Origin of the sequence: Phytopseudomonas flavescens (assembly GCF_900100535.1) — a bacterium.
GTDB lineage: Bacteria > Pseudomonadota > Gammaproteobacteria > Pseudomonadales > Pseudomonadaceae > Aquipseudomonas > Aquipseudomonas flavescens.
The window spans coordinates 168058-188656 of record NZ_FNDG01000001.1 but is presented as its reverse complement, the minus strand read 5'-3'; the positions used below and the strand labels follow the sequence as shown (position 1 = coordinate 188656).

Below are 20599 nucleotides of genomic sequence, written 5' to 3'. Positions count from 1 at the left end.
TTGCCGGTCAGCGTAGCAGGCGATAGCGGCGGTGCCGGGCGCGGCGATGACAACGGGCGCTAGCTTAGCCTTTTGCCCGCTTGGCGCGAAAGGGCCGTCGCAGCCTGGCGCATGTCTGTTTATGTCACGTCGACGGCCGGCGTCCAAGGCCTGACAGACGCCAGAGGTCTTCTCGGTTAGAATACGCGCCCGTTTTTGGCTGGCGCATGCGCCAGCCAGATCAGTTTCGTGGTGGTCGACCACGCGGCGTGCTCACTGGCCGCGTTCGCGCATTCTTATCGCCCATCACCCCTGCGTATTGTCGAGGCAACTCCATGACCCTGCTCAAGTTCACCGATGTTTCCCTGGCCTATGGCGCCATGCCGCTGCTGGACAAGGTGTCTTGGCAGATCGCCCGTGGCGAGCGGGTGTGCATCATTGGCCGCAATGGCACCGGCAAGTCCAGCATGCTCAAACTGGTCAAGGGGGATCAGAAGCCAGACGACGGTGCCGTCTGGCGCGCCCCGGGCCTGAAAATCGGTGAGTTGCCCCAGGAGTTGCCGGTGGCCGATGGGCGTACCGTGTTCGACGTGGTCGCCCAGGGGCTCGATGGCGTGGGGGAGTTGCTCGCCGAATACCATCACCTGGCGCAGAACTGCGTGACCGAGGACGACCTGAACAAGCTGATGCACGTTCAGCAGGACCTCGAGGCCCGTGATGGCTGGCGCCTGCAGCAACTGGTCGAGAGCACCCTGAGCCGCCTGCAACTGCCGGCCGACAAGACCCTGGCCCAGCTGTCCGGGGGCTGGCGCCGCCGCGTGCTGCTGGCTCAGGCGCTGGTCAGCGAGCCGGACCTGTTGCTGCTCGACGAACCGACCAACCACCTGGACATCGGCGCGATCGCCTGGCTGGAAGAGGCCCTGAAGGATTTCCAGGGTGCCGTACTGTTCATCACCCACGACCGTTCCTTCCTGCAGAACCTGGCCACGCGCATTCTCGAGCTGGATCGCGGCGGCCTGATCGACTGGAATGGCGATTACGCCAGCTTCCTGGTGCACAAGGAGGCCGCGCTGGCCGCCGAGGAAACCGCCAACGCGCTGTTCGACAAGCGCCTGGCCCAGGAAGAGGTGTGGATCCGCCAGGGCATCAAGGCCCGGCGTACCCGTAACGAAGGCCGTGTGCGTGCCCTCAAGGCCCTGCGCGTGGAGCGCAGCGAGCGTCGCGAGCGCACCGGCAAGGCCAACATTCAGCTCGACACTGCGGAGAAATCCGGCAAGCAGGTGATGGTGCTGGAGAACGTCAGCTTCGCGCACCCGGGTGGCCCGTTCCTGATTCGCGATTTCTCCATGGTGCTGCAGCGCGGCGACCGTATCGGCCTGCTGGGCGCCAACGGCACCGGCAAGACCACCCTGCTGAAACTGATGCTCAATGGTCTGCAACCGACCAGCGGCACGGTGGAAGAGGGCACCAAGATCGATGTCGCCTACTTCGATCAGTTGCGTCATCAACTGGAGCTGGAAAAGACCGTCATCGACAACGTCGCCGAAGGTCGCGACTTCATCGAGATCGACGGGCAGAACCGCCACGTGCTCAGCTACCTCGGCGACTTCCTGTTCAGCCCGCAGCGTGCCCGTACGCCGGTCAAGGCGCTGTCCGGTGGCGAGCGTGCGCGCCTGCTGCTGGCCAAGCTGTTCAGCAAGCCGGCCAACCTGCTGGTCCTCGATGAGCCGACCAACGACCTCGACGTGGAAACCCTCGAGCTGCTCGAAGAAGTGCTGCTGACCTTCAAGGGCACCGTGCTGATGGTCAGCCACGACCGGGCATTCCTCGACAACGTGGTCACCAGTACCCTGGTCTTCGAAGGCGAGGGCAAGGTGCGCGAGTACGTTGGTGGTTATCAGGACTGGCTGCGCCAGGGTGGTTCGCCACGCCTGCTGGGCGTTGGCGAGACCAAGTCGGGCAAGGCCGAGCTGGGTTCCGCGGTGGTCGAGGCGCCTGTCGCCGCACCCGTTGCCGCGCCGGTGGAAAGCGCGCCGGCAGCCAAGAAGAAACTCAGCTACAAGCATCAGCGTGAGCTGGACGCCATGCCCGAGCAGATCGATGCCACGGAACGGAAGATCGCCGAGCTGGAAGGGCAGATCGCCGATCCTGCGTTCTATCAACAGTCCGCTGAACACACGGCGGCGATGCTGGCACAGCTGCAGGCGCAGCAGGAAGAACTGGAACGCCTGGTCGAGCGCTGGGCCGAGTTGGAAGGCTGATCAGCGCTCGGCCACTGCCGGCTGGCTGATGCTACAGCGCCGGGCAAAGCCCGGCGCTGTTCACGACGGGTCGATCAGGCCGACGGCTTCTTCAGGCTGACGGCCAGCACGTCGCAGGGGGCGCCGTGCAACACGTCGTTGGCGGTCGAACCGAGCAGCAGGGCCAGGCCGTGACGACCGTGGCTGCCAACGATGATCAGGTCGCAGTGCTGCTCGGCAGCCAGTCGGTGGATTTCCTGGCGCGGCTGGCCGTAAGCCAGGTGACGGCTCTCCGTGCCCAATTGCGGGTATTTGAGTGCGAAGGTGTCGAGGCGCTCCTTGGCCTGCTCGAACTGCTGCTGCTGCAGCATCGACAGGTCCATCGGCACGTCGCCGCCAAAGGCCATGGCCATGGGCTCGACGATGTGCACCACGGAGAGTCTCGCCTGGGTGCTGCTGGCCAGAGCCTGGGCGCGCTTCATGACCGGGTCGCACTCTTCGGTGAGATCGACGGCGACCAGAATATGCTGGTAAGACATGAGATTGTCTCCTTTCAAGGGTGAACAATGATTTCAAGTGTGGCTGGTTTGAGCATTTACCACAGGTTGCGCGGTCGAGATAGAAATTATGACGGGTTGGATCGTTGTCGCACTACTGGTAGTCGCCCTTAGCCCCATGGTCTGGCTGGTGCCATCGCGCCGCCAGCGCGGCCAGATGGATGTGCGCCTGCAGGCGCGACGTCTCGGCCTGGCCATGCAGCTGTCCCGCGAAGAGTGGCCGTACTGGATGGTCCCCACGCCACCGAGCCCCTGCCCGCAATACCACCATCCACGGCCTCGCGGGCGCCAGGACAGTTGGTGCTATTGGCAAAGCGAGCCAGGCAAGTGGCTGAACAAATGGCAGGAGCCCTGTGCGGACAGGCCACTGGCCGAGCAGCTCGGCACACTACCGGGGGATGTCTACAAGGTCGAGGCCAGCCCGCAGATGGTCGCGCTGTGCTGGGGAGAGCGCTCGCAGGGGCAATCCCTGCAAGCCATCGTGGCCTTTCTCAAGGCGCGCGCCTGAGTAGCCTGGCGGTCATAGCCGTGCGCTGATCCGTTCCCTTGAGCCTCGAAGGCTTGCCCCCCCGGCCCTGGCTTGAAGCCCCTCGCATGCAGCGGTGTCGTGCCCGATGGGGAACCGTCGAAGATTCACCCACAACGCCAATCACCCAGCATGTTGCCGTGCGGCAGCGAGAAGTGGGGTGGCAGGGCAATCGGCTCGAGCCGCCAAGGCCGGAGCAGGCTGGTGACATTCTCGCGAGGCTTCAACGGGGCGTACCGAGTGCCTGGGAGCACCCGCGCTTCCCTGTATGGCTGGGGAAGGGCCGAAAGACTATCGGTCGTCCGCAGCGGTGCGACAACGTTCAGGCCGGCCCCGCTTAGGGTGGCGACCTGTGCAGGCATGCCCAGCGAATGATGCCTTATCGGCGCCACTGATCTGCTTTTCGCCGCCGGCTGGATCGCTCATGGTGAGCGGGTAGTGGCCGTGGAACATGACTACAGAACGCCAATTGACAATCACTGGCTTTTCCGTGAATGTGTGCCCACCCAAATCAAACGGGCGTATGAATTGTGTGTTTGCCGCTTCGGCAGTGCCCGATTCAGTCCGAATATCGCATCGGTGGGTAGCGGAATTTCGGCTACGGTGTCTTGTGGCGTGAGTCTGTGGATTGACTCCGGTGTGTACTGTTCAGATTCCCTAGCGTGGAGATCAGTTGATGATTTACGAAGGTAAAGCCATCACGGTTAAGGCTCTTGAAAGCGGCATCGTCGAACTCAAGTTCGATCTCAAGGGTGAGTCCGTCAACAAGTTCAATCGTCTGACCCTGAGCGAGCTTCGTCAGTCCGTCGATGCGATCAAGGCCGATGCCTCGATCAAAGGCGTGATCGTCAGCAGCGGCAAGGGCGTGTTCATCGTCGGTGCCGACATCACCGAGTTCGTCGACAACTTCAAGCTGCCGGAAGAGCAACTGGTCTCCGGCAACCTGGAAGCCAACAGGATCTTCAGTGACTTCGAAGACCTGGCGGTGCCCACCGTGGTCGCCATCAACGGCATCGCCCTGGGTGGCGGCCTGGAAATGTGTCTGGCCGCCGACTACCGGATCATGGCCGAAGACGCCAAGATCGGTCTGCCCGAGGTCAAGCTGGGTATCTACCCGGGCTTCGGTGGCACCGTGCGCCTGCCGCGCCTGATCGGTACCGACAACGCCGTCGAATGGATCGCCTCCGGCAAGGAAAACCGTGCCGATGAAGCCCTCAAGGTCGGTGCGGTGGACGCCGTGGTCAGTGCCGACAAGCTGCAGGCCGCTGCCCTGGACCTGATCAAACGCGCGATTTCCGGCGAGCTGGACTACAAGGCCAAACGCCAGCCCAAGCTGGAAAAGCTCAAGCTCAACGCCATCGAGCAGATGATGGCTTTCGAAACCGCCAAGGGTTTCGTGGCTGGCCAGGCCGGCCCGAACTACCCGGCGCCGGTCGAAGCGATCAAGACCATTCAGAAGGCCGCCAACTTCGGCCGTGACAAGGCGTTGGAAGTCGAAGCCGCCGGTTTCGCCAAGCTGGCCAAGACCTCGGTCGCCGAAAGCCTGATCGGCCTGTTCCTCAACGATCAGGAACTGAAGAAGAAAGCCAAGGCCCACGACGCCATCGCCCAGGACGTGAAGCTGGCCGCTGTGCTGGGTGCCGGCATCATGGGCGGCGGTATCGCCTACCAGTCGGCGTCCAAGGGCACGCCGATCCTGATGAAGGATATCCGCGAAGAGGGTATCAAGATGGGCCTGGGCGAGGCCTCCAAGCTGCTCGGCAAACGCGTCGAGAAAGGTCGCATGACCACCGCGCAGATGGCCGAATCGCTGAGCGCCATTCGCCCGACCATGTCCTATGGCGACTTTGGCCATGTCGACATCGTCGTCGAAGCCGTGGTCGAGAACCCCAAGGTCAAGCAGGCGGTGCTGGCCGAGGTCGAGGCTGCGGTCAAGGAGGACACCATCCTGGCCTCCAACACCTCGACCATTTCCATCAGCCTGCTGGCCAAGGCCCTCAAGCGCCCGGAAAACTTCGTCGGTATGCACTTCTTCAACCCGGTGCACATGATGCCCCTGGTCGAAGTCATCCGTGGTGAGAAGTCCAGCGAGAAGGCAGTTGCCACCACCGTGGCGTACGCCAAGAAGATGGGCAAGAACCCGATCGTGGTCAACGACTGCCCGGGCTTCCTGGTCAACCGTGTGCTGTTCCCGTACTTCGGCGGCTTCTCCAAGCTGCTCAGCTTCGGCATCGATTTCGCGCGCATCGACAAGGTCATGGAGAAGTTCGGCTGGCCCATGGGCCCGGCCTACCTGTCCGACGTGGTCGGCATCGACACCGGCCACCACGGCCGTGACGTGATGGCCGAAGGCTTCCCGGATCGCATGGCGGTGGAAGGTCGCACTGCGGTCGACGTGATGTACGAAGCCAACCGCCTGGGCCAGAAGAACGGCAAGGGCTTCTACGCCTACGAGACCGACAAGCGCGGCAAGCCGAACAAGGTCAGCGACCCCGAGGCTTACGAGCTGCTCAAGTCGATCGTGGTCGAACAGCGTGAGCTGAGCGACGAGGACATCATCAACACCATGATGATCCCGCTGTGCCTGGAAACCGTGCGCTGCCTGGAAGACGGTATCGTCGAGACCCCCGCCGAGGCTGACATGGGCCTGATCTACGGCATCGGTTTCCCACCGTTCCGCGGTGGCGCGCTGCGCTACATCGACAGTGTCGGGGTCGCCGAATTCGTGGCCCTGGCCGACAAGTACGCCGATCTGGGCGCGCTGTATCAGCCGACCGAGAAACTGCGTGAAATGGCCAAAAACGGCCAGACCTTCTTTGGTTAATCGCGCAACGATTGGAGCGAGAGTGAATTTATGAGCCTGAATCCAAGAGATGCAGTCATCGTCGACTTCGGCCGTACCCCGATGGGGCGTTCCAAGGGCGGCATGCACCGTAATACTCGTGCCGAGACCCTGTCGGCGCAGCTGATCAGCAAACTGCTGGAGCGCAACGACAAGGTCGATCCCAAGGAAGTCGAAGACGTCATCTGGGGTTGCGTCAACCAGACCCTGGAGCAGGGCTGGAACATCGCGCGCATGGCGTCGCTGATGACCCAGATCCCGCACACCAGTGCCGGGCAGACCGTCAGCCGCCTGTGCGGCTCGTCGATGAGCGCGCTGCACACCGCCGTGCAGGCGATCCAGACCGGCAATGGCGATGTGTTCGTGGTCGGCGGCGTGGAGCACATGGGCCACGTCGGCATGATGCACGGCGTCGATCCGAACCCGCACCTGTCGCTGTACGCTGCGAAGGCGTCCGGCATGATGGGCCTGACCGCCGAAATGCTGGGCAAGATGCACGGCATCACCCGGGAAGCCCAGGACCAGTTCGGCGTGCGTTCGCACCAGCTGGCCCACAAGGCCACCGTCGAAGGCAAGTTCAAGGACGAGATCATCCCGCTGCAGGGTTATGACGAGAACGGCTTCCTCAAGGTCTTCGACTACGACGAAACCATTCGTCCCGAGACCACCCTGGAAAGCCTGGCCAGCCTCAAGCCGGCATTCAATCCCAAGGGCGGTACCGTCACGGCGGGCACCTCGTCGCAGATCACCGATGGCGCCTCCTGCATGATCGTGATGTCCGCCCAGCGCGCTCAGGATCTCGGTATCCAGCCGATGGCGGTGGTTCGCGCCATGGCCGTGGCCGGTGTGGATCCGGCGATCATGGGCTACGGCCCGGTGCCCTCCACCCAGAAGGCCCTCAAGCGTGCCGGCCTGAGCATCGACGACATCGATTTCGTCGAGCTCAACGAAGCCTTCGCCGCCCAGGCCCTGCCTGTGCTGAAGGACCTCAAGCTGCTCGACAAGATGGAAGAGAAGGTCAACCTGCACGGTGGCGCCATCGCGCTGGGTCACCCCTTCGGTTGTTCCGGGGCGCGTATCTCCGGTACCCTGCTGAACGTGATGAAGCAGAACAACGGGACCTTCGGCGTGGCGACCATGTGCGTCGGCCTGGGGCAGGGTATCACCACGGTGTTCGAGCGCATCTGAGAATCCGCCAAAGGCTGCTGCGCGTCGGCTCTGCTGCGTTAAAAGCAGGCTCGAAATGCTCATTTACATCAGTAAACTGCGCTTTCTCGCCTGCTTTTGTGGGGGCGCCCAGCTCTTGCATAGCTCTAGCTCGCGAGCCCTTGAACGGATTCGCTGTAATGGTTGCACAACCGGGGCTTCTGCCCCGGTTTTTGTTTTTTGGTCCTGCGCCCAGGATGCAGGTCATTCGGGTTCGGTTCGCTGCCTGACATGCAGCCCGACCCTTTTTATCGAACGAAAAATATTTCCAGGAAATTGAATGATGTCGCTGCAGCCCGGTCTCTACCGTCATTACAAAGGCCCCGAGTACCGCGTGCTGGGTGTCGCCCGGCATTCCGAAACGGAAGAGGACGTCGTGGTCTATCAGGCGCTCTACGGTGACTACGGCCTGTGGGTGAGGCCGCTGGAGATGTTCCGGGGCGAGGTAGAACTGGACGGCAAGCGGGTTCCGCGCTTTGCTTTTATCGAGGGCGAGGCAAGCGTTTTGCGTCGTCCCTGAGGCGGTTCCAATAGACACTCGCCCTTGACCTTGCCTTGACCGCCACTATATATAGCGGGGCCAAAGTAGGGCGCAGGGTGCCGCTGGCCCCTCGAGTAACGGCGAGACCGCCGTCGGAAAAGCGGCGGCAGCAGAGTTTTTCCAGTGTTCGCTTTGTCGAGCGGGCGCTTTCACCATCGATGCGGAATGCGTCGAACCGATACACCCAACCGCTTTTCATGCACCCGCTCGCCTTTCAATTACCGCAATTCAGGAATTTTCCAATCCATGGGTAAATCGCTGGTCATCGTGGAATCCCCGGCCAAGGCCAAGACCATCAACAAGTACCTGGGTAACCAGTACGTGGTGAAGTCGAGCATCGGCCACATCCGCGACCTTCCCACCAGCGGTGGGGCGGCCGCCAAGGAACCTGCCAAGCGCGGCAAGGCCGCAGCCGCTGAAACCCCGGCCCTGTCGCCCAAGGAAAAGGCCAAGCGTCAGCTGTTCAACCGCATGGGGGTCGACCCGGAACACGGCTGGAAGGCCAAGTACGAGATCCTGCCCGGCAAGGAAAAAGTGGTCGAGGAGCTGCGTCGCCTGGCCAAGGAAGCCGACACCATCTATCTCGCGACTGACTTGGATAGAGAGGGGGAGGCCATCGCCTGGCACCTGCGCGAGTCCATCGGTGGCGATGACAGCCGCTACAAGCGCGTGGTGTTCAACGAAATCACCAAGAAGGCCATCCAGGAGGCGTTTGCCGCTCCGGGCGAGCTGGATATCAACCGGGTCAATGCCCAGCAGGCAAGACGCTTCCTCGACCGCGTGGTGGGCTACATGGTCTCGCCGCTGCTGTGGGCGAAGATCGCTCGCGGCCTGTCCGCCGGCCGTGTGCAGTCGGTTGCCGTGAAGCTGGTGGTCGAGCGCGAGAAAGAGATCCGTGCATTCGTGCCCGAGGAGTACTGGGAGGTACATGCCGACCTGGGCACCGTCAAAGGTGCCAACGTGCGCTTCGAAGTGGCCCGCGAGAACGGTGCTGCCTTCAAGCCGCTCAACGAAGCACAGGCCATGGCCGCGCTGGCGACCCTCAAGGCATCGAGCTACAGCATTGCCAAGCGTGAGGACAAGCCCACCAGCAGCAAGCCGTCGGCGCCGTTCATCACCTCCACGTTGCAGCAGGCCGCCAGCACGCGGCTGGGCTTCGGTGTGAAGAAGACCATGATGATGGCCCAGCGTCTCTACGAGGCGGGCTACATCACCTACATGCGTACCGACTCGACCAATCTGTCGGCTGACGCCATTGGCATGGTGCGCACCTTCATCGACGCTGAGTACGGCAATAAATACCTGCCGGAAAAGCCCAATCTCTACTCCAGCAAGGAGGGCGCCCAGGAGGCGCACGAAGCGATTCGTCCTTCCGACGTCAACCTGCGTCCGACCCAGCTGTCGGGCATGGAGCGCGACGCCGAGCGCCTGTACGAACTGATCTGGCGCCAATTCGTCGCCTGCCAGATGCTGCCGGCCGAATACCTGTCGACCACCGTGACGGTCAAGGCCGCCCAGTTCGAGCTGCGGGCCAAGGGCCGTATCCTCAAGTTCGATGGCTACACCCGGGCACTGCCGCAAATCAGCAAGCCGGGCGACGACGCCGTGCTGCCGGAGATGAAAGAAGGCGAGGCGCTCAAGCTGATCAAGCTCGATCCGAGCCAGCATTTCACCAAGCCGCCGGCGCGCTACTCCGAGGCCAGCCTGGTCAAGGAAATGGAAAAGCGCGGCATCGGTCGACCGTCCACCTATGCCGCGATCATCTCCACCATCCAGGATCGTGGCTACGTGGCGTTGCACAACCGCCGCTTCTATTCGGAAAAAATGGGCGACATCGTCACCGAGCGCCTTTCCGAGAGCTTCTCCGACCTGATGGACTATGGTTTCACGGCCGGCATGGAAGAGAACCTCGATGACGTCGCCCAGGGCGAGCGCGAGTGGAAACACCTGCTCGACGAGTTCTATGGCGACTTCAAGAAAAAGCTGGAAGTTGCGGCCGAAGGCGACAACGGCATGCGGGCCAATACCCCGACGCCGACCGATATTCCGTGCCGTGAATGTGGCCGGCACATGATGATCCGTACCGCTTCCACCGGCGTGTTCCTCGGCTGCTCGGGCTATGCCCTGCCGCCCAAGGAGCGCTGCAAGGCCACGGTCAACCTGGTGCCGGGTGATGAGATAGCCGCCGATGACGAGGGCGAGTCCGAATCCCGCGTGCTGCTCGGCAAGCACCGCTGCCCGATCTGCGCGACGGCCATGGACGCCTACCTGCTGGACGAAACGCGCAAGCTGCATATCTGCGGCAACAACCCGGATTGTGCGGGTTACGAAATCGAGCAGGGGCAGTTCCGCATCAAAGGCTACGAAGGGCCGAGCCTGGAGTGCGACAAGTGCGGCAGCCAGATGCAGCTCAAGACCGGGCGCTTCGGCAAGTTCTTCGGCTGCACCAACAGCGAATGCAAGAACACCCGCAAGCTGCTGCGTAGCGGTGAGCCCGCGCCACCCAAGATGGATGCGGTGAAGATGCCGGAGCTCAAGTGCGAGAAGGTCGATGACACTTACGTGCTGCGTGACGGCGCCTCGGGGTTGTTTCTGGCTGCCAGCCAGTTCCCGAAGAACCGCGAGACCCGTGCGCCGCTGGTGCTCGAGTTGATTCCGCACAAGGACGAGATCGATCCGAAGTATCACTTCCTGATCGATGCACCGGCCAAGGACCCCGAGGGTCGCGCTGCGGTCATCCGCTACAGCCGCAAGACCAAGGAGCAGTACGTGCAGACCGAGGTGGACGGCAAGCCCACAGGCTGGAAGGCGTTCTTCGACGGCGGCAAATGGAAGGTCGAGGACAAGCGTTGATCTGCGCCAGGCACGCTTTCGTGGAGCGTGCCTGGGGCTCTCTGGAGAGTGCATATGGCTGGCGAACTGTACACCCGCACCAATCAGAAGATTTTCTATGCCGGGCTCTCGCTGGAGTCCTGGCGCAAGGCCGAACAAGGCCGGGCGATGAACGCCCAGGCGCTGGTGCAGGCCGAGCGAGAGGCCACGCTGTTTCACCTGTACGGGGCGCTACTGGGCCTTTGTCATGAAATCGCCGGCTTCTATCGCTTGCCGGGCAGCAATGCCGCGCGTGCCGAGGTGGTGCTGGACCGCCGGAACCTGGAGGCTGCGCCGAGTCCCGAGTTGGCCGAGCTGGTGGAACTGTCCGAAAACCCGCACACCTGGCTTGGGCAACTGCTGGCTGCTCACGCTCAATTGTTCAAGCCGCCGCGTCCGCCACGGGAAGCCAAGGGCGACCCTGGCGCCACGGCTTTGATCGAGGCGCTGAGCCTGGACCAGGAGTTGCCGCTTCTCGCCTGGGAGACCTTGGAGAGTTGGCGGCAGGAACTCAAGTCGCTGGCGCAGCGTTTTCGCGTCGGCCTCAGCGAATGGTGAGCGTCAGACTTGCCGGTGATTGAACGTCCGTTCAGCACCTGGCAGTTTTTCGCCAAGCCATAGGGCCGAGCGACTGCTACACTACGCGGCCCTGTGTGGAGAATCCGAGTCATGCCTACTGCTTTCCTTGAAATCGTCGAACTGCCCGATGGGCGCATCGCCCTGCGTCGAGCCGATGATGAGGAAGCGCTGGTGGTGCTGGATTTCTCGGAAGATGCCAAGGCCTTTCTCCAGGGCCAGCACGTGGAAGTCGCCAAGGCGATGCTCAATGTCGGCGTGCAAATGGCCGGCAAAATGGCGGAAGGCGATTTCGATCAGGAAGACGAGCAGCCCCGCGTCCTGCATTGATTCGGTTTCCTACCGCGCGCCCTCAGGGGCGAGCAGGCAGAAAGTACACTCCAGTGTTGAGCATTTCTCTAACCTGCGGATCAACCCAGGCTGATGTTCAGGCTTTGTGCCTGACCGAGGTGCGCCGCCGCCTGCAGTTGCTGGCGGGCGTGCTGCTGTAGGGGATGCAGCCAGCTGACCACCGTATGGCTACGGCCAAGTTTCAAGGCTTCCTGAGCCAGTTGCAGGGCACTCTGGCCGCTGCGAGGCTGCAGCAGCAGAATCCGTTCGCGATTCAGGCCGGCATCGCGCAGCCAGCTCTGGGTCAGGCTGGCCGGTGGGGCGATCAGGGCCAGCCAGCGCTCGTCATCCTTCTCGCTCAATTCCCGCAGCATGGGCGCCAGCAGTGTCAGGCAGTGACCCGCAGCACCCCTCAGCGATACCTCGCTGAACGTGTTTTCCTGGACTATCGGTTCGGGCTCGACCACCGCGATGTTCGAGGCCAGAAAGGCATCGAACAGGGGGAGCTGGGTACGGCTCAGCGACTGAGGGAACTGCATAACGCCTCCATTAGCGGCGTATGACGCCGACACTCAAGCCTTCGATGATCAGCTCCTGTTCTTCCAGGTTCACTTCGATCGGGGCGAATTCAGGGTTTTCCGCCAATAACCAGACGGTATTGCCTTCGCGTTTGAAGCGCTTGACCGTCACCTCGTCGTCGAGGCGTGCGACCACCACCTGGCCGTTGCGCGCCTCGCTGGTGGTATGCACGGCAAGCAGATCACCGTCGATGATGCCGATGTCCTTCATGCTCATGCCGCGTACCCGGAGCAGGTAGTCGGCCTTCGGGCGGAAAAAATCCGGGTTGATCCGGCAGGCTTCCTCCATGTGCTGTTGGGCCAGAATAGGCGCGCCGGCAGCCACGCGACCGATCACCGGCAGGCCTTCTTCCTCGAGCTGATTGGGTTCGAAGCCGGGAATGCGAATGCCCCGGGAGGCGCCGGGCGTCATCTCGATGGCACCTTTGCGCGCCAGAGCCTTGAGGTGTTCCTCGGCGGCGTTCGGTGACTTGAAACCGAGCGCCTGGGCGATCTCTGCACGAGTCGGCGGGTAGCCGTTGTCTTCCAGGCACTGCTTGATGAAGGCGAGGATTTCCGCTTGGCGGGCCGTCAGTTTGATCATGGGAGGTTGGCTCTGTCTTTTTATACAGTGACTGGGATTATATACAGTAAGCGTCGCTTGGCAATCCACCGATGCGCGTTGCACCTCTGTTATTTGCCAGATGGCGAATAAACCTGTGGGCAGGCAGCTTGTGCGGGCAGGTTGCGCCAGGGGCTGCGACGCTATCGCCAAATGGTGACTGAGCATCCAGAATACGGCCTGCGTGACTTGACAGTCGCGCGGGCTGAAACGTATGTTTCAAACACTTGTTTGTCGGATGGATGTCATGGCGCAATCGGAAACCGTTGAACGTATTCTGGATGCCGCGGAGCAGTTGTTCGCGGAAAAGGGGTTCGCCGAGACGTCGTTGCGCCTGATCACCAGCAAGGCTGGAGTCAACCTTGCCGCAGTCAATTACCACTTCGGCTCCAAGAAGGCCTTGATACAGGCGGTCTTCTCGCGCTTTCTCGGGCCGTTCTGTGCCAGCCTCGAGCGCGAGCTGGACAAGCGCCAGGGCAAGCCGGGCGTCACCTTCAGCCTCGAGGAACTGCTCGAACTGCTGGTCGAACAGACGCTGTCCGTGAAGCCGCGCAGCGGTAACGATCTGTCGATCTTCATGCGCCTGCTCGGGCTGGCGTTCAGCCAGAGCCAGGGCCATCTGCGCAAATACCTCGAAGAAGTCTACGGCAAGGTGTTCCGTCGCTACATGCTGCTGGTGCACGAGGCCGCGCCGGGCATTCCGCCGCTGGAACTGTTCTGGCGGGTGCACTTCATGCTGGGCGCCGCGGCGTTCAGCATGTCCGGCATCAAGGCACTGCGCGCCATGGCCGAGAGCGACTTCGGCGTGGATACCTCCATCGAGCAGGTCATGCGCCTGATGGTGCCGTTTCTGGCCGCAGGCATGCGTTCCGCAAGTGGCGTGACCGACGAGCGCCTGGCGGCCGCGCAGATCATCCCGCGCAGCAAGGGCGCGGCCATCGGCAAGGGCTGACCGCGCCCGGCTTGCGGGGGGCTCGTCGCTGCCCCTAAGCTACCGCCCTTGTCAGCTGCGGTTTCCTGCATTGCCCGGCTCGGCAGAGCCACCAGCCAATCGCTGCGGCTGTCGGGCGACTGTCCCATGGCCGCGCGCATACTGTAATTGTGCAGCTGCTGCAAACCTTCCCCCGGTGTGCGCTCGGTGCGTGGCACCGGTCGATGAAGCGCCTCGCTCCAGTCGAGCGAGGCGGCCACTCAAGTAAGGATTACCCGTTGTGACTACCCCCCTGTATGGCTCCCTGATGGTGGATATCGCCGGTACCTGGCTGACTGCCGAAGACCGGCAGTTGTTGCGTCAGCCCGAGGTCGGCGGCCTGATCATCTTCGCCCGCAATATCGAGAATCCGCGTCAGGTGCGCGAGCTGTCGCAGGCCATCCGTGCGCTACGCCCGGATCTGCTGCTCGCCGTGGACCAGGAGGGTGGCCGCGTGCAGCGTCTGCGGGAGGGCTTCGTGCGCTTGCCGGCGATGCGTACCATTGCCGGCTGCGCCGATGCGGAAAACCTGGCGATGCAGTGCGGCTGGCTGATGGCCACCGAAGTCCTGGCGGTGGGCCTGGATCTGAGTTTCGCTCCGGTACTGGACCTCGATCACCAGCGTAGCGCTGTGGTCGGGCACCGTGCCTTCGAGGGTGACTCCGAGCGTGCCACTCAGTTGGCTGGCGCCTTCATCCGCGGCATGGCGGAGGCGGGCATGGCCGCGACCGGCAAGCACTTTCCCGGCCATGGCTGGGCCGAGGCCGACTCCCATGTGGCCATCCCAACCGACGAACGCAGCCTGGATGAAATCCGCCAGAACGACCTGCGACCCTTCGCGGCCCTGAGTCGTGACCTGGCGGCAGTGATGCCGGCCCACGTCATCTATCCGCAGGTTGACAGCCAGCCAGCCGGTTTTTCGCGGCGCTGGCTGCAGGACATCCTGCGTGGTGAACTGGCCTTTCAGGGCGTGATCTTCAGCGATGACCTGTCGATGGCCGGCGCCCATGTGGTTGGCGATGCCGCCAGCCGTATCGAGGCAGCGCTGACGGCCGGGTGTGACATGGGGCTGGTGTGCAATGATCGTGCGGCCGCCGAGTTGGCGCTTTCGGCAGCGCAGCGCCTACGGGTCGTGGCACCAAAGGGCTTGGCACGCATGCGCCGTCGCGCTTTCCCCGGTGTCGACTATCGTCAGAATCCACGCTGGGCGCAGGCGCTTTTGGCGTTGCGAGCAGCGCAGTTGGTGGAGTGAGCCGAGAGCGTTCGTCTCGTTTTATCGGGCTGACTGCAAAGAGGCGGAAGCAGCCGTAGGGTGGATCGGGGCGCGTAGCTGACGCTCTTTTCATCCACCATCGCGATCGCAGAGCGGTGGACGGATGAAGCGTCGTCCACCCTACAAATGACCGCTACGCCTTGTAGCGGCCGTTATACGGCAATAAGCAGGCTCCGGCGTACGCTTCGCTCGGGCCAGGCCGCATGCAATCAGGGCCGCTTGTGCGGCCCTGATTGCTTCAGCTTTTCACCGTGGCCAGCAAACGCTCGAGTAACGCTTCCAGCGTATTGAAGCGTTCTTCCGCCCGCTCCATGGGGATGGAGAAGCGGAACAGCGTGGCGCCTTCGAACTTGTAGCGGTTCGGCGCGCTCTGGATCAGTTTGATCAGCGTCAACGGATCCACCGGTGTTTCCGCGGCGAACTCGATGCGTCCGCCCTGCGGCCCGGCGTCGATCTTCTTGATGCCCAGGCGCTCGGCCTGCAGCTTGAGCAGGGTCAGGCGCACCAAGTGCTTGGCTGGCTCCGGGAGCAGGCCGAAGCGATCGATCATTTCCACCTGCAGTTCTTTGAGGCCGTCTTCGTCGACGGCGTTGGCGATGCGTTTGTAGAGGATGAGGCGGGCGTGCACGTCCGGCAGGTAATCCTCGGGAATCAGTGCCGGCACGCGCAGGTTGATTTCCGGCCCGCCGCCCAGTGGCTGGTCGAGGTTGGGCTGTTCGCCCTTGCGGATCGACTTGACCGCGCGCTCGAGCATTTCCATGTACAGGGTGAAGCCCACGGCCTGGATCTGCCCGCTCTGGCCGTCGCCAAGCAACTCGCCCGCGCCACGGATTTCCAGGTCATGGGTGGCGAGCACGAAGCCGGCACCGAGATCCTGGGCGTTGGCGATGGCTTCGAGACGCTTCTGCGCGTCGTCGGTCATCTGCTTGCGCGGCGGGGTCAGCAGGTAGGCATAGGCCTGGTGGTGGCTGCGCCCGACGCGGCCGCGTAGCTGGTGCAACTGGGCCAGGCCGAACTTGTCGGCACGCTCGATGATGATGGTGTTGGCGCTGGGCACGTCGATGCCGGTCTCGATGATGGTCGAGGCGATCAGCACGTTGAAGCGCTTGTGGTAGAAGTCGCCCATCACCTGTTCCAGCTCGCGCTCGTGCATCTGCCCGTGGCCGATGCCGATGCGCGCCTCGGGTACCAGCTCGGCGAGGTCCGCGGCGCACTTTTCGATGCTCTTCACGTCGTTGTGCAGGTAGTACACCTGGCCGCCGCGCAACAACTCGCGCAGCAGCGCCTCCTTGATGGTCGGCTTGTTCTGCTCCATGACGAAGGTGCGCACCGAGAGGCGGCGGGCAGGGGGCGTGGCGATGATCGACAGGTCGCGCATGCCGGAGACCGCCATGTTCAGGGTGCGCGGAATCGGCGTGGCGGTGAGGGTGAGAATGTCCACCTCGCTGCGCAGCGCCTTGAGGACTTCCTTCTGGCGCACGCCGAAACGGTGTTCTTCGTCGATGATCACCAGGCCCAGGTTCTTGATCTTGACGTCATCCTGCAGCAGCTTGTGGGTGCCGATGATAATGTCGATCTTGCCTTCGGCGAGCTGCTCGATGGCCGCGTTGACTTCCTTGGCACTCTTGAAGCGGCTCATCACCTCGACGGTTACCGGCCAGTCGGCGAAACGGTCGCGGAAGCTGTTGTAGTGTTGCTGGGCGAGCAGGGTGGTGGGCACCAGGATCGCCACCTGGCGACCACCATGCACGGCGATGAAGGCGGCGCGCATGGCCACCTCGGTCTTGCCGAAGCCGACGTCGCCGCAGACCAGGCGATCCATCGGTTTGGCGGCGAGCATGTCGTCGCGCACCGCTTCGATGGCGCTCTGCTGATCCGGCGTCTCCTCGAACGGGAAGCCGGCGCTGAAGGTTTCGTAGTCCGCTTTGGGATCAACGAAGGCGTGGCCTTCCCGGGCGGCCCGGCGGGCGTAGATGTCGAGCAGTTCGGCAGCGACGTCGCGGACCTGCTCGGCGGCCTTGCGCTTGGCCTTCTGCCAGACTTCCGAGCCGAGGCGGTGCAGCGGCGCCAGGGCATCGTCGCTGCCGGTGTAGCGGGCGATCAGGTGCAGGCTGGCGACCGGCACGTAGAGCTTGGCTTCCTCGGCGTACATCAGGGCGAGGAACTCCGCGGCCTGGCCATCGAACTCCATGGTCACCAGGCCCAGGTAACGGCCCACGCCATGATCGATATGCACCACCGGCGCGCCTTCGCGCAGCTCGGTAAGGTTCTTGATGACGTTGTCGCCGCCGTCGCGGGTCTTTTCACGACGCCGGCGCTGCATGACGCGCTGGCCGAACAGCGGGCTTTCCGCGATCAGCGCGATGTTTTCGAGCTGCAGACCTTCGTCGAGGGGCGCGATGGTGATGCCCAGGCGCTCCTTGCTCGCGCAGAACTGTGGCCAGCCATCGACTTCCCTGGGTTTGAGCTTCAGGCGCGCCAGCAGCTCGAGCAGCACTTCACGGCGCCCGGCGGATTCCGCGCAGAACAGCACGCGGCCCGGGTATTGATCGATGAAGCGTCGCAGCGTGGCCAGCGGCTCGCTGGTTTTCGCCTGGATCGCCAGATCGGGCAGGGCGCTGGCTTCGAAGCGCGTGCGGCCGACGCCCGGCTCGATGTCGTCGGCGCTGACCACCACGCGAGGCCAGTCCTTCAGGCGCGCGAAGCAGTCCTCGACCGGCAGGAAGATATCCGCCGGCGGCAGCAGCGGACGCTCGGGATCGACGCGACGTTCGTCATAGCGGTTGCGCGCGTCGGTCCAGAACTGCTCGGCGGCCTTTTCGATACCGGGCAGCGAGAACACCTGGGTGTCCTGGGGCAGGTAGTCGAAGAGGGTGGCGGTTTCTTCGAAGAACAGCGGCAGGTAGTACTCGATACCGGCCGGGGTAATGCCGGTAGAGAGATCCTGATAGATCGGGCAGCGCCGGAAGTCGACGTCGAAGCGCTCGCGGAAGCGCCCGCGGAAATCGGTGACGGCCTTTTTCTCCAGGGGAAACTCGCGGGCCGGCAGCAGCTTGATCGACTCGACCTTGTCGACGGAACGCTGGGTTTCCGGGTCGAAGGTGCGCAGGGTTTCGATCTCGTCATCGAACAGGTCGATACGAAATGGCTGCTTGCTGCCCATGGGGAACAGGTCGATCAGCGCGCCGCGCACGGCGAATTCGCCATGCTCGTAGACGGTATCCACGCAGCGATAGCCGGAAGCTTCCAGGCGCGAACGCATGTCGTTGACATCGATACGTTGGCCGACGTCCAGCACCAGGCTGCTGCCCAGCAGGAAACGGGTCGGTGCCAGGCGGTGCAGGGCCGTGGTGATGGGCACGACCAGTACGCCGTGCTTCAGCTCGGGCAGGCGATACAGCGCCGAAATGCGCTGGGAGATGATGTCCTGGTGTGGCGAAAACAGGTCGTAGGGCAGGGTTTCCCAGTCAGGGAAATGCAGCACCGGCAACCCGGGGGCGAAAAAGCTCAGTTCCTGTTCCAGGCGCTCGGCGCTCTGGCTATCGGCAGTGAGCAGCAGGGTGAAGCGCTTCGCGGCGCTGGCCGCTTCGGCGATGGCCAGGCTCAGTGCGGCACCGGGCAGGTTGCCCCAGTGTTGTTTACCGGCGGTGGCCGGCAAGGACGGCAGACGCAGTACAGGCACGGGTGGCTCGCGATGGGTAACGATTTGGCCCCCGATTGTAACTATCCGCGAGGATGGCTGTCAGTGTTTCGACCGCTGCAGATTGCCGAGCAATCTGTGTGTCGTCATAATGTAGCCCTTTTTTTCAGCCCCTACATGTGGAAGGTATTGCCGTGACTCAGAAGCCCGACCAGTGTCTTGGTGAATGGATTGACCGTGAAGCCCTCGCCGAGGCGATGATTCCGCTGATTGGTCAGCTGTACCGCAACAACAATGTGGTGCTGTCGATCCACGGCCGCACGCTGATCAACCGTTCGGTGATCGAGATTCTCAAGGCGCACCGTTTTGCCCGTCACCGCCAGGCTGACGAGAATGGCCTGGCCGTTCATGATTCCTATGCCGTGCTCAAGGCCATGAGCGAGCTCAAGCTGGGTGCCGCCTCCGTCGACCTGGGCAAGATGATCGGCAAGTTCAAGGCCGAAGGCCAGGGCCGCAGCATCGAGCAGTTCGTCGCCGACGAACTGGCCGACGTGGCCAACCAGCAGAACGCCGCGCCGCGCAAAGGCACCGATGTCGTGCTGTATGGCTTCGGTCGTATCGGCCGCCTGCTGGCACGCATCCTGATCGAGCACACCGGCGGTGGCGATGGCCTGCGTCTGCGCGCCATCGTCGTGCGCAAGGGTGCCGAGAATGACCTGGTCAAGCGCGCCAGCCTGCTGCGCCGCGACTCGGTGCATGGCAAGTTCGATGGCACCATCACCATCGACGAAGAAAACAGCACCCTGACCGCCAATGGCAACCTGATCCAGGTGATCTATGCCAAGGATCCGTCGGCCATCGACTACACCCAGTACGGCATCAAGGATGCGCTGCTGGTCGACAACACTGGCGTGTGGCGTGATGCCGAGGGCCTGGGCCAGCACCTCAAGTGCCCGGGTATCGACCGCGTCGTACTGACCGCTCCGGGCAAGGGTGCCCTGAAGAACATCGTGCATGGCATCAACCACGGCGAAATCACCGCCGAGGACAAGATCGTCTCGGCCGCTTCCTGTACCACCAACGCCATCGTGCCGGTGCTCAAGGCCGTCAATGACAAGTACGGCATCGTCAATGGCCATGTCGAAACCGTTCACTCCTACACCAACGATCAGAACCTGATCGACAACTTCCACAAGGGCAGCCGTCGTGGTCGCAGTGCTGCGCTTAACATGGTCATCACTGAAACCGGTGCGGCCACTGCTGCCGCCAAGGCGCTGCCGGTGCTCAAGGGCAAGCTGACCGGCAACGCGATCCGCGTTCCGACGCCGAACGTGTCCATGGCCATTCTCAACCTGAACCTCGAGAAGGCCACCAGCCGCGAAGAAATCAACGAGTACCTGCGCCAGATGGCGATGCACTCCGACCTGCAGAAGCAGATCGATTTCGTCAGCTCCCAGGAAGTGGTGTCCACCGACTTCGTTGGCTCGCGTCATGCCGGTGTGGTCGATGCCGAAGCCACCATCGCCAACGACAACCGCGTCGTGCTCTACGTATGGTATGACAACGAGTTCGGCTACAGCTGCCAGGTTGTCCGCGTGATGGAAGACATGGCCGGTGTCAATCCGCCTGCATTCCCGCGCTGATCGCCAGTCGTTCGACTGGACATGACAATGGGAGCCTTCGGGCTCCCATTTTTTTGCCCTGCTTTTGTTGTTCCGCGGGTGCTTTCAGGCTTGTTTCCGTGGCCCGTTATCAGCGGGCTGGAGCCTGCGTGACAGATCCGCAATCATCGCGATGGCAAGTGCCGGGCTTTGCCCCATGACAGCCACGACTGCCGGTTTTTCATGGATCCTGTCGGGTGTCCGTGGC

The 20599-nt window shown here is 62.9% G+C and carries 15 protein-coding genes; 11 read left to right on the top strand and 4 right to left on the bottom strand.

Annotated features, from left to right (window positions below; translation table 11 throughout):
• Window positions 1-314: 314 nt before the first annotated feature.
• Window positions 315-2240 carry an ATP-binding cassette domain-containing protein gene (locus tag BLR94_RS00855; protein ID WP_084306542.1) on the top strand — a complete coding sequence of 642 codons (1926 nt, stop codon included), beginning with the start codon at window positions 315-317 and terminating at the stop codon, window positions 2238-2240.
• Between the two features lie 74 nt (window positions 2241-2314).
• On the opposite strand, the gene BLR94_RS00850 is transcribed toward BLR94_RS00855, so the two are convergent.
• The gene (locus tag BLR94_RS00850) at window positions 2315-2758 is read right to left on the bottom strand and encodes a universal stress protein (protein WP_084306541.1); all 444 of its coding nucleotides are present in this window, start codon (window positions 2756-2758) and stop codon (window positions 2315-2317) included.
• Between the two features lie 88 nt (window positions 2759-2846).
• Here BLR94_RS00850 and BLR94_RS00845 point away from each other — a divergent pair, with 88 nt between their 5' ends.
• The 7 genes from BLR94_RS00845 to BLR94_RS00815 all read left to right on the top strand — a co-directional run bounded on the left by BLR94_RS00845 (window position 2847) and on the right by BLR94_RS00815 (window position 11668).
• Complete coding sequence (locus BLR94_RS00845; protein ID WP_084306540.1) at window positions 2847-3284, top strand: hypothetical protein; 438 nt, start codon at window positions 2847-2849, stop codon at window positions 3282-3284.
• Window positions 3285-3978: 694 nt separating this feature from the next.
• A complete protein-coding gene (gene fadB / locus BLR94_RS00840) occupies window positions 3979-6126 on the top strand; it encodes a fatty acid oxidation complex subunit alpha FadB (protein ID WP_084306539.1) in 2148 nt (715 codons plus the stop codon).
• Between the two features lie 30 nt (window positions 6127-6156).
• On the top strand, window positions 6157-7332 hold the full coding sequence (gene fadA, locus BLR94_RS00835) for an acetyl-CoA C-acyltransferase FadA (protein ID WP_084306538.1): 1176 nt from the start codon (window positions 6157-6159) through the stop codon (window positions 7330-7332).
• 301 nt (window positions 7333-7633) lie between these two features.
• Complete coding sequence (locus BLR94_RS00830) at window positions 7634-7870, top strand: DUF1653 domain-containing protein (protein ID WP_084306571.1); 237 nt, start codon at window positions 7634-7636, stop codon at window positions 7868-7870.
• Between the two features lie 267 nt (window positions 7871-8137).
• On the top strand, window positions 8138-10744 hold the full coding sequence (topA, locus tag BLR94_RS00825) for a type I DNA topoisomerase (RefSeq protein ID WP_084306537.1): 2607 nt from the start codon (window positions 8138-8140) through the stop codon (window positions 10742-10744).
• A 54-nt stretch (window positions 10745-10798) separates the two neighbouring features.
• The gene (locus BLR94_RS00820) at window positions 10799-11320 is read left to right on the top strand and encodes a DUF6586 family protein (RefSeq protein ID WP_084306536.1); all 522 of its coding nucleotides are present in this window, start codon (window positions 10799-10801) and stop codon (window positions 11318-11320) included.
• Between the two features lie 111 nt (window positions 11321-11431).
• On the top strand, window positions 11432-11668 hold the full coding sequence (locus tag BLR94_RS00815; RefSeq protein WP_084306535.1) for a hypothetical protein: 237 nt from the start codon (window positions 11432-11434) through the stop codon (window positions 11666-11668).
• 80 nt (window positions 11669-11748) lie between these two features.
• Here the strand turns inward: BLR94_RS00815 and sulA are convergent, their stop codons facing one another.
• Window positions 11749-12207 carry an SOS-induced cell division inhibitor SulA gene (gene sulA, locus BLR94_RS00810; RefSeq protein WP_084306534.1) on the bottom strand — a complete coding sequence of 153 codons (459 nt, stop codon included), beginning with the start codon at window positions 12205-12207 and terminating at the stop codon, window positions 11749-11751.
• Window positions 12208-12217: 10 nt separating this feature from the next.
• The gene (lexA, locus tag BLR94_RS00805) at window positions 12218-12829 is read right to left on the bottom strand and encodes a transcriptional repressor LexA (RefSeq protein ID WP_084306533.1); all 612 of its coding nucleotides are present in this window, start codon (window positions 12827-12829) and stop codon (window positions 12218-12220) included.
• A 265-nt stretch (window positions 12830-13094) separates the two neighbouring features.
• On the opposite strand from lexA, the gene BLR94_RS00800 reads away from it, so the two are divergent.
• Together BLR94_RS00800 and nagZ are read left to right on the top strand one after the other, a co-directional pair.
• A complete protein-coding gene (locus BLR94_RS00800; protein ID WP_084306532.1) occupies window positions 13095-13799 on the top strand; it encodes a TetR/AcrR family transcriptional regulator in 705 nt (234 codons plus the stop codon).
• A gap of 259 nt (window positions 13800-14058) precedes the next feature.
• Window positions 14059-15069, top strand: coding sequence for a beta-N-acetylhexosaminidase (gene nagZ, locus BLR94_RS00795; protein ID WP_084306531.1), 1011 nt, complete (start codon window positions 14059-14061; stop codon window positions 15067-15069).
• 259 nt (window positions 15070-15328) lie between these two features.
• On the opposite strand, the gene mfd is transcribed toward nagZ, so the two are convergent.
• Complete coding sequence (gene mfd / locus BLR94_RS00790) at window positions 15329-18772, bottom strand: transcription-repair coupling factor (RefSeq protein WP_084306530.1); 3444 nt, start codon at window positions 18770-18772, stop codon at window positions 15329-15331.
• A gap of 152 nt (window positions 18773-18924) precedes the next feature.
• On the opposite strand from mfd, the gene BLR94_RS00785 reads away from it, so the two are divergent.
• Complete coding sequence (locus BLR94_RS00785) at window positions 18925-20373, top strand: glyceraldehyde-3-phosphate dehydrogenase (RefSeq protein WP_084306529.1); 1449 nt, start codon at window positions 18925-18927, stop codon at window positions 20371-20373.
• Window positions 20374-20599 lie beyond the last annotated feature (226 nt).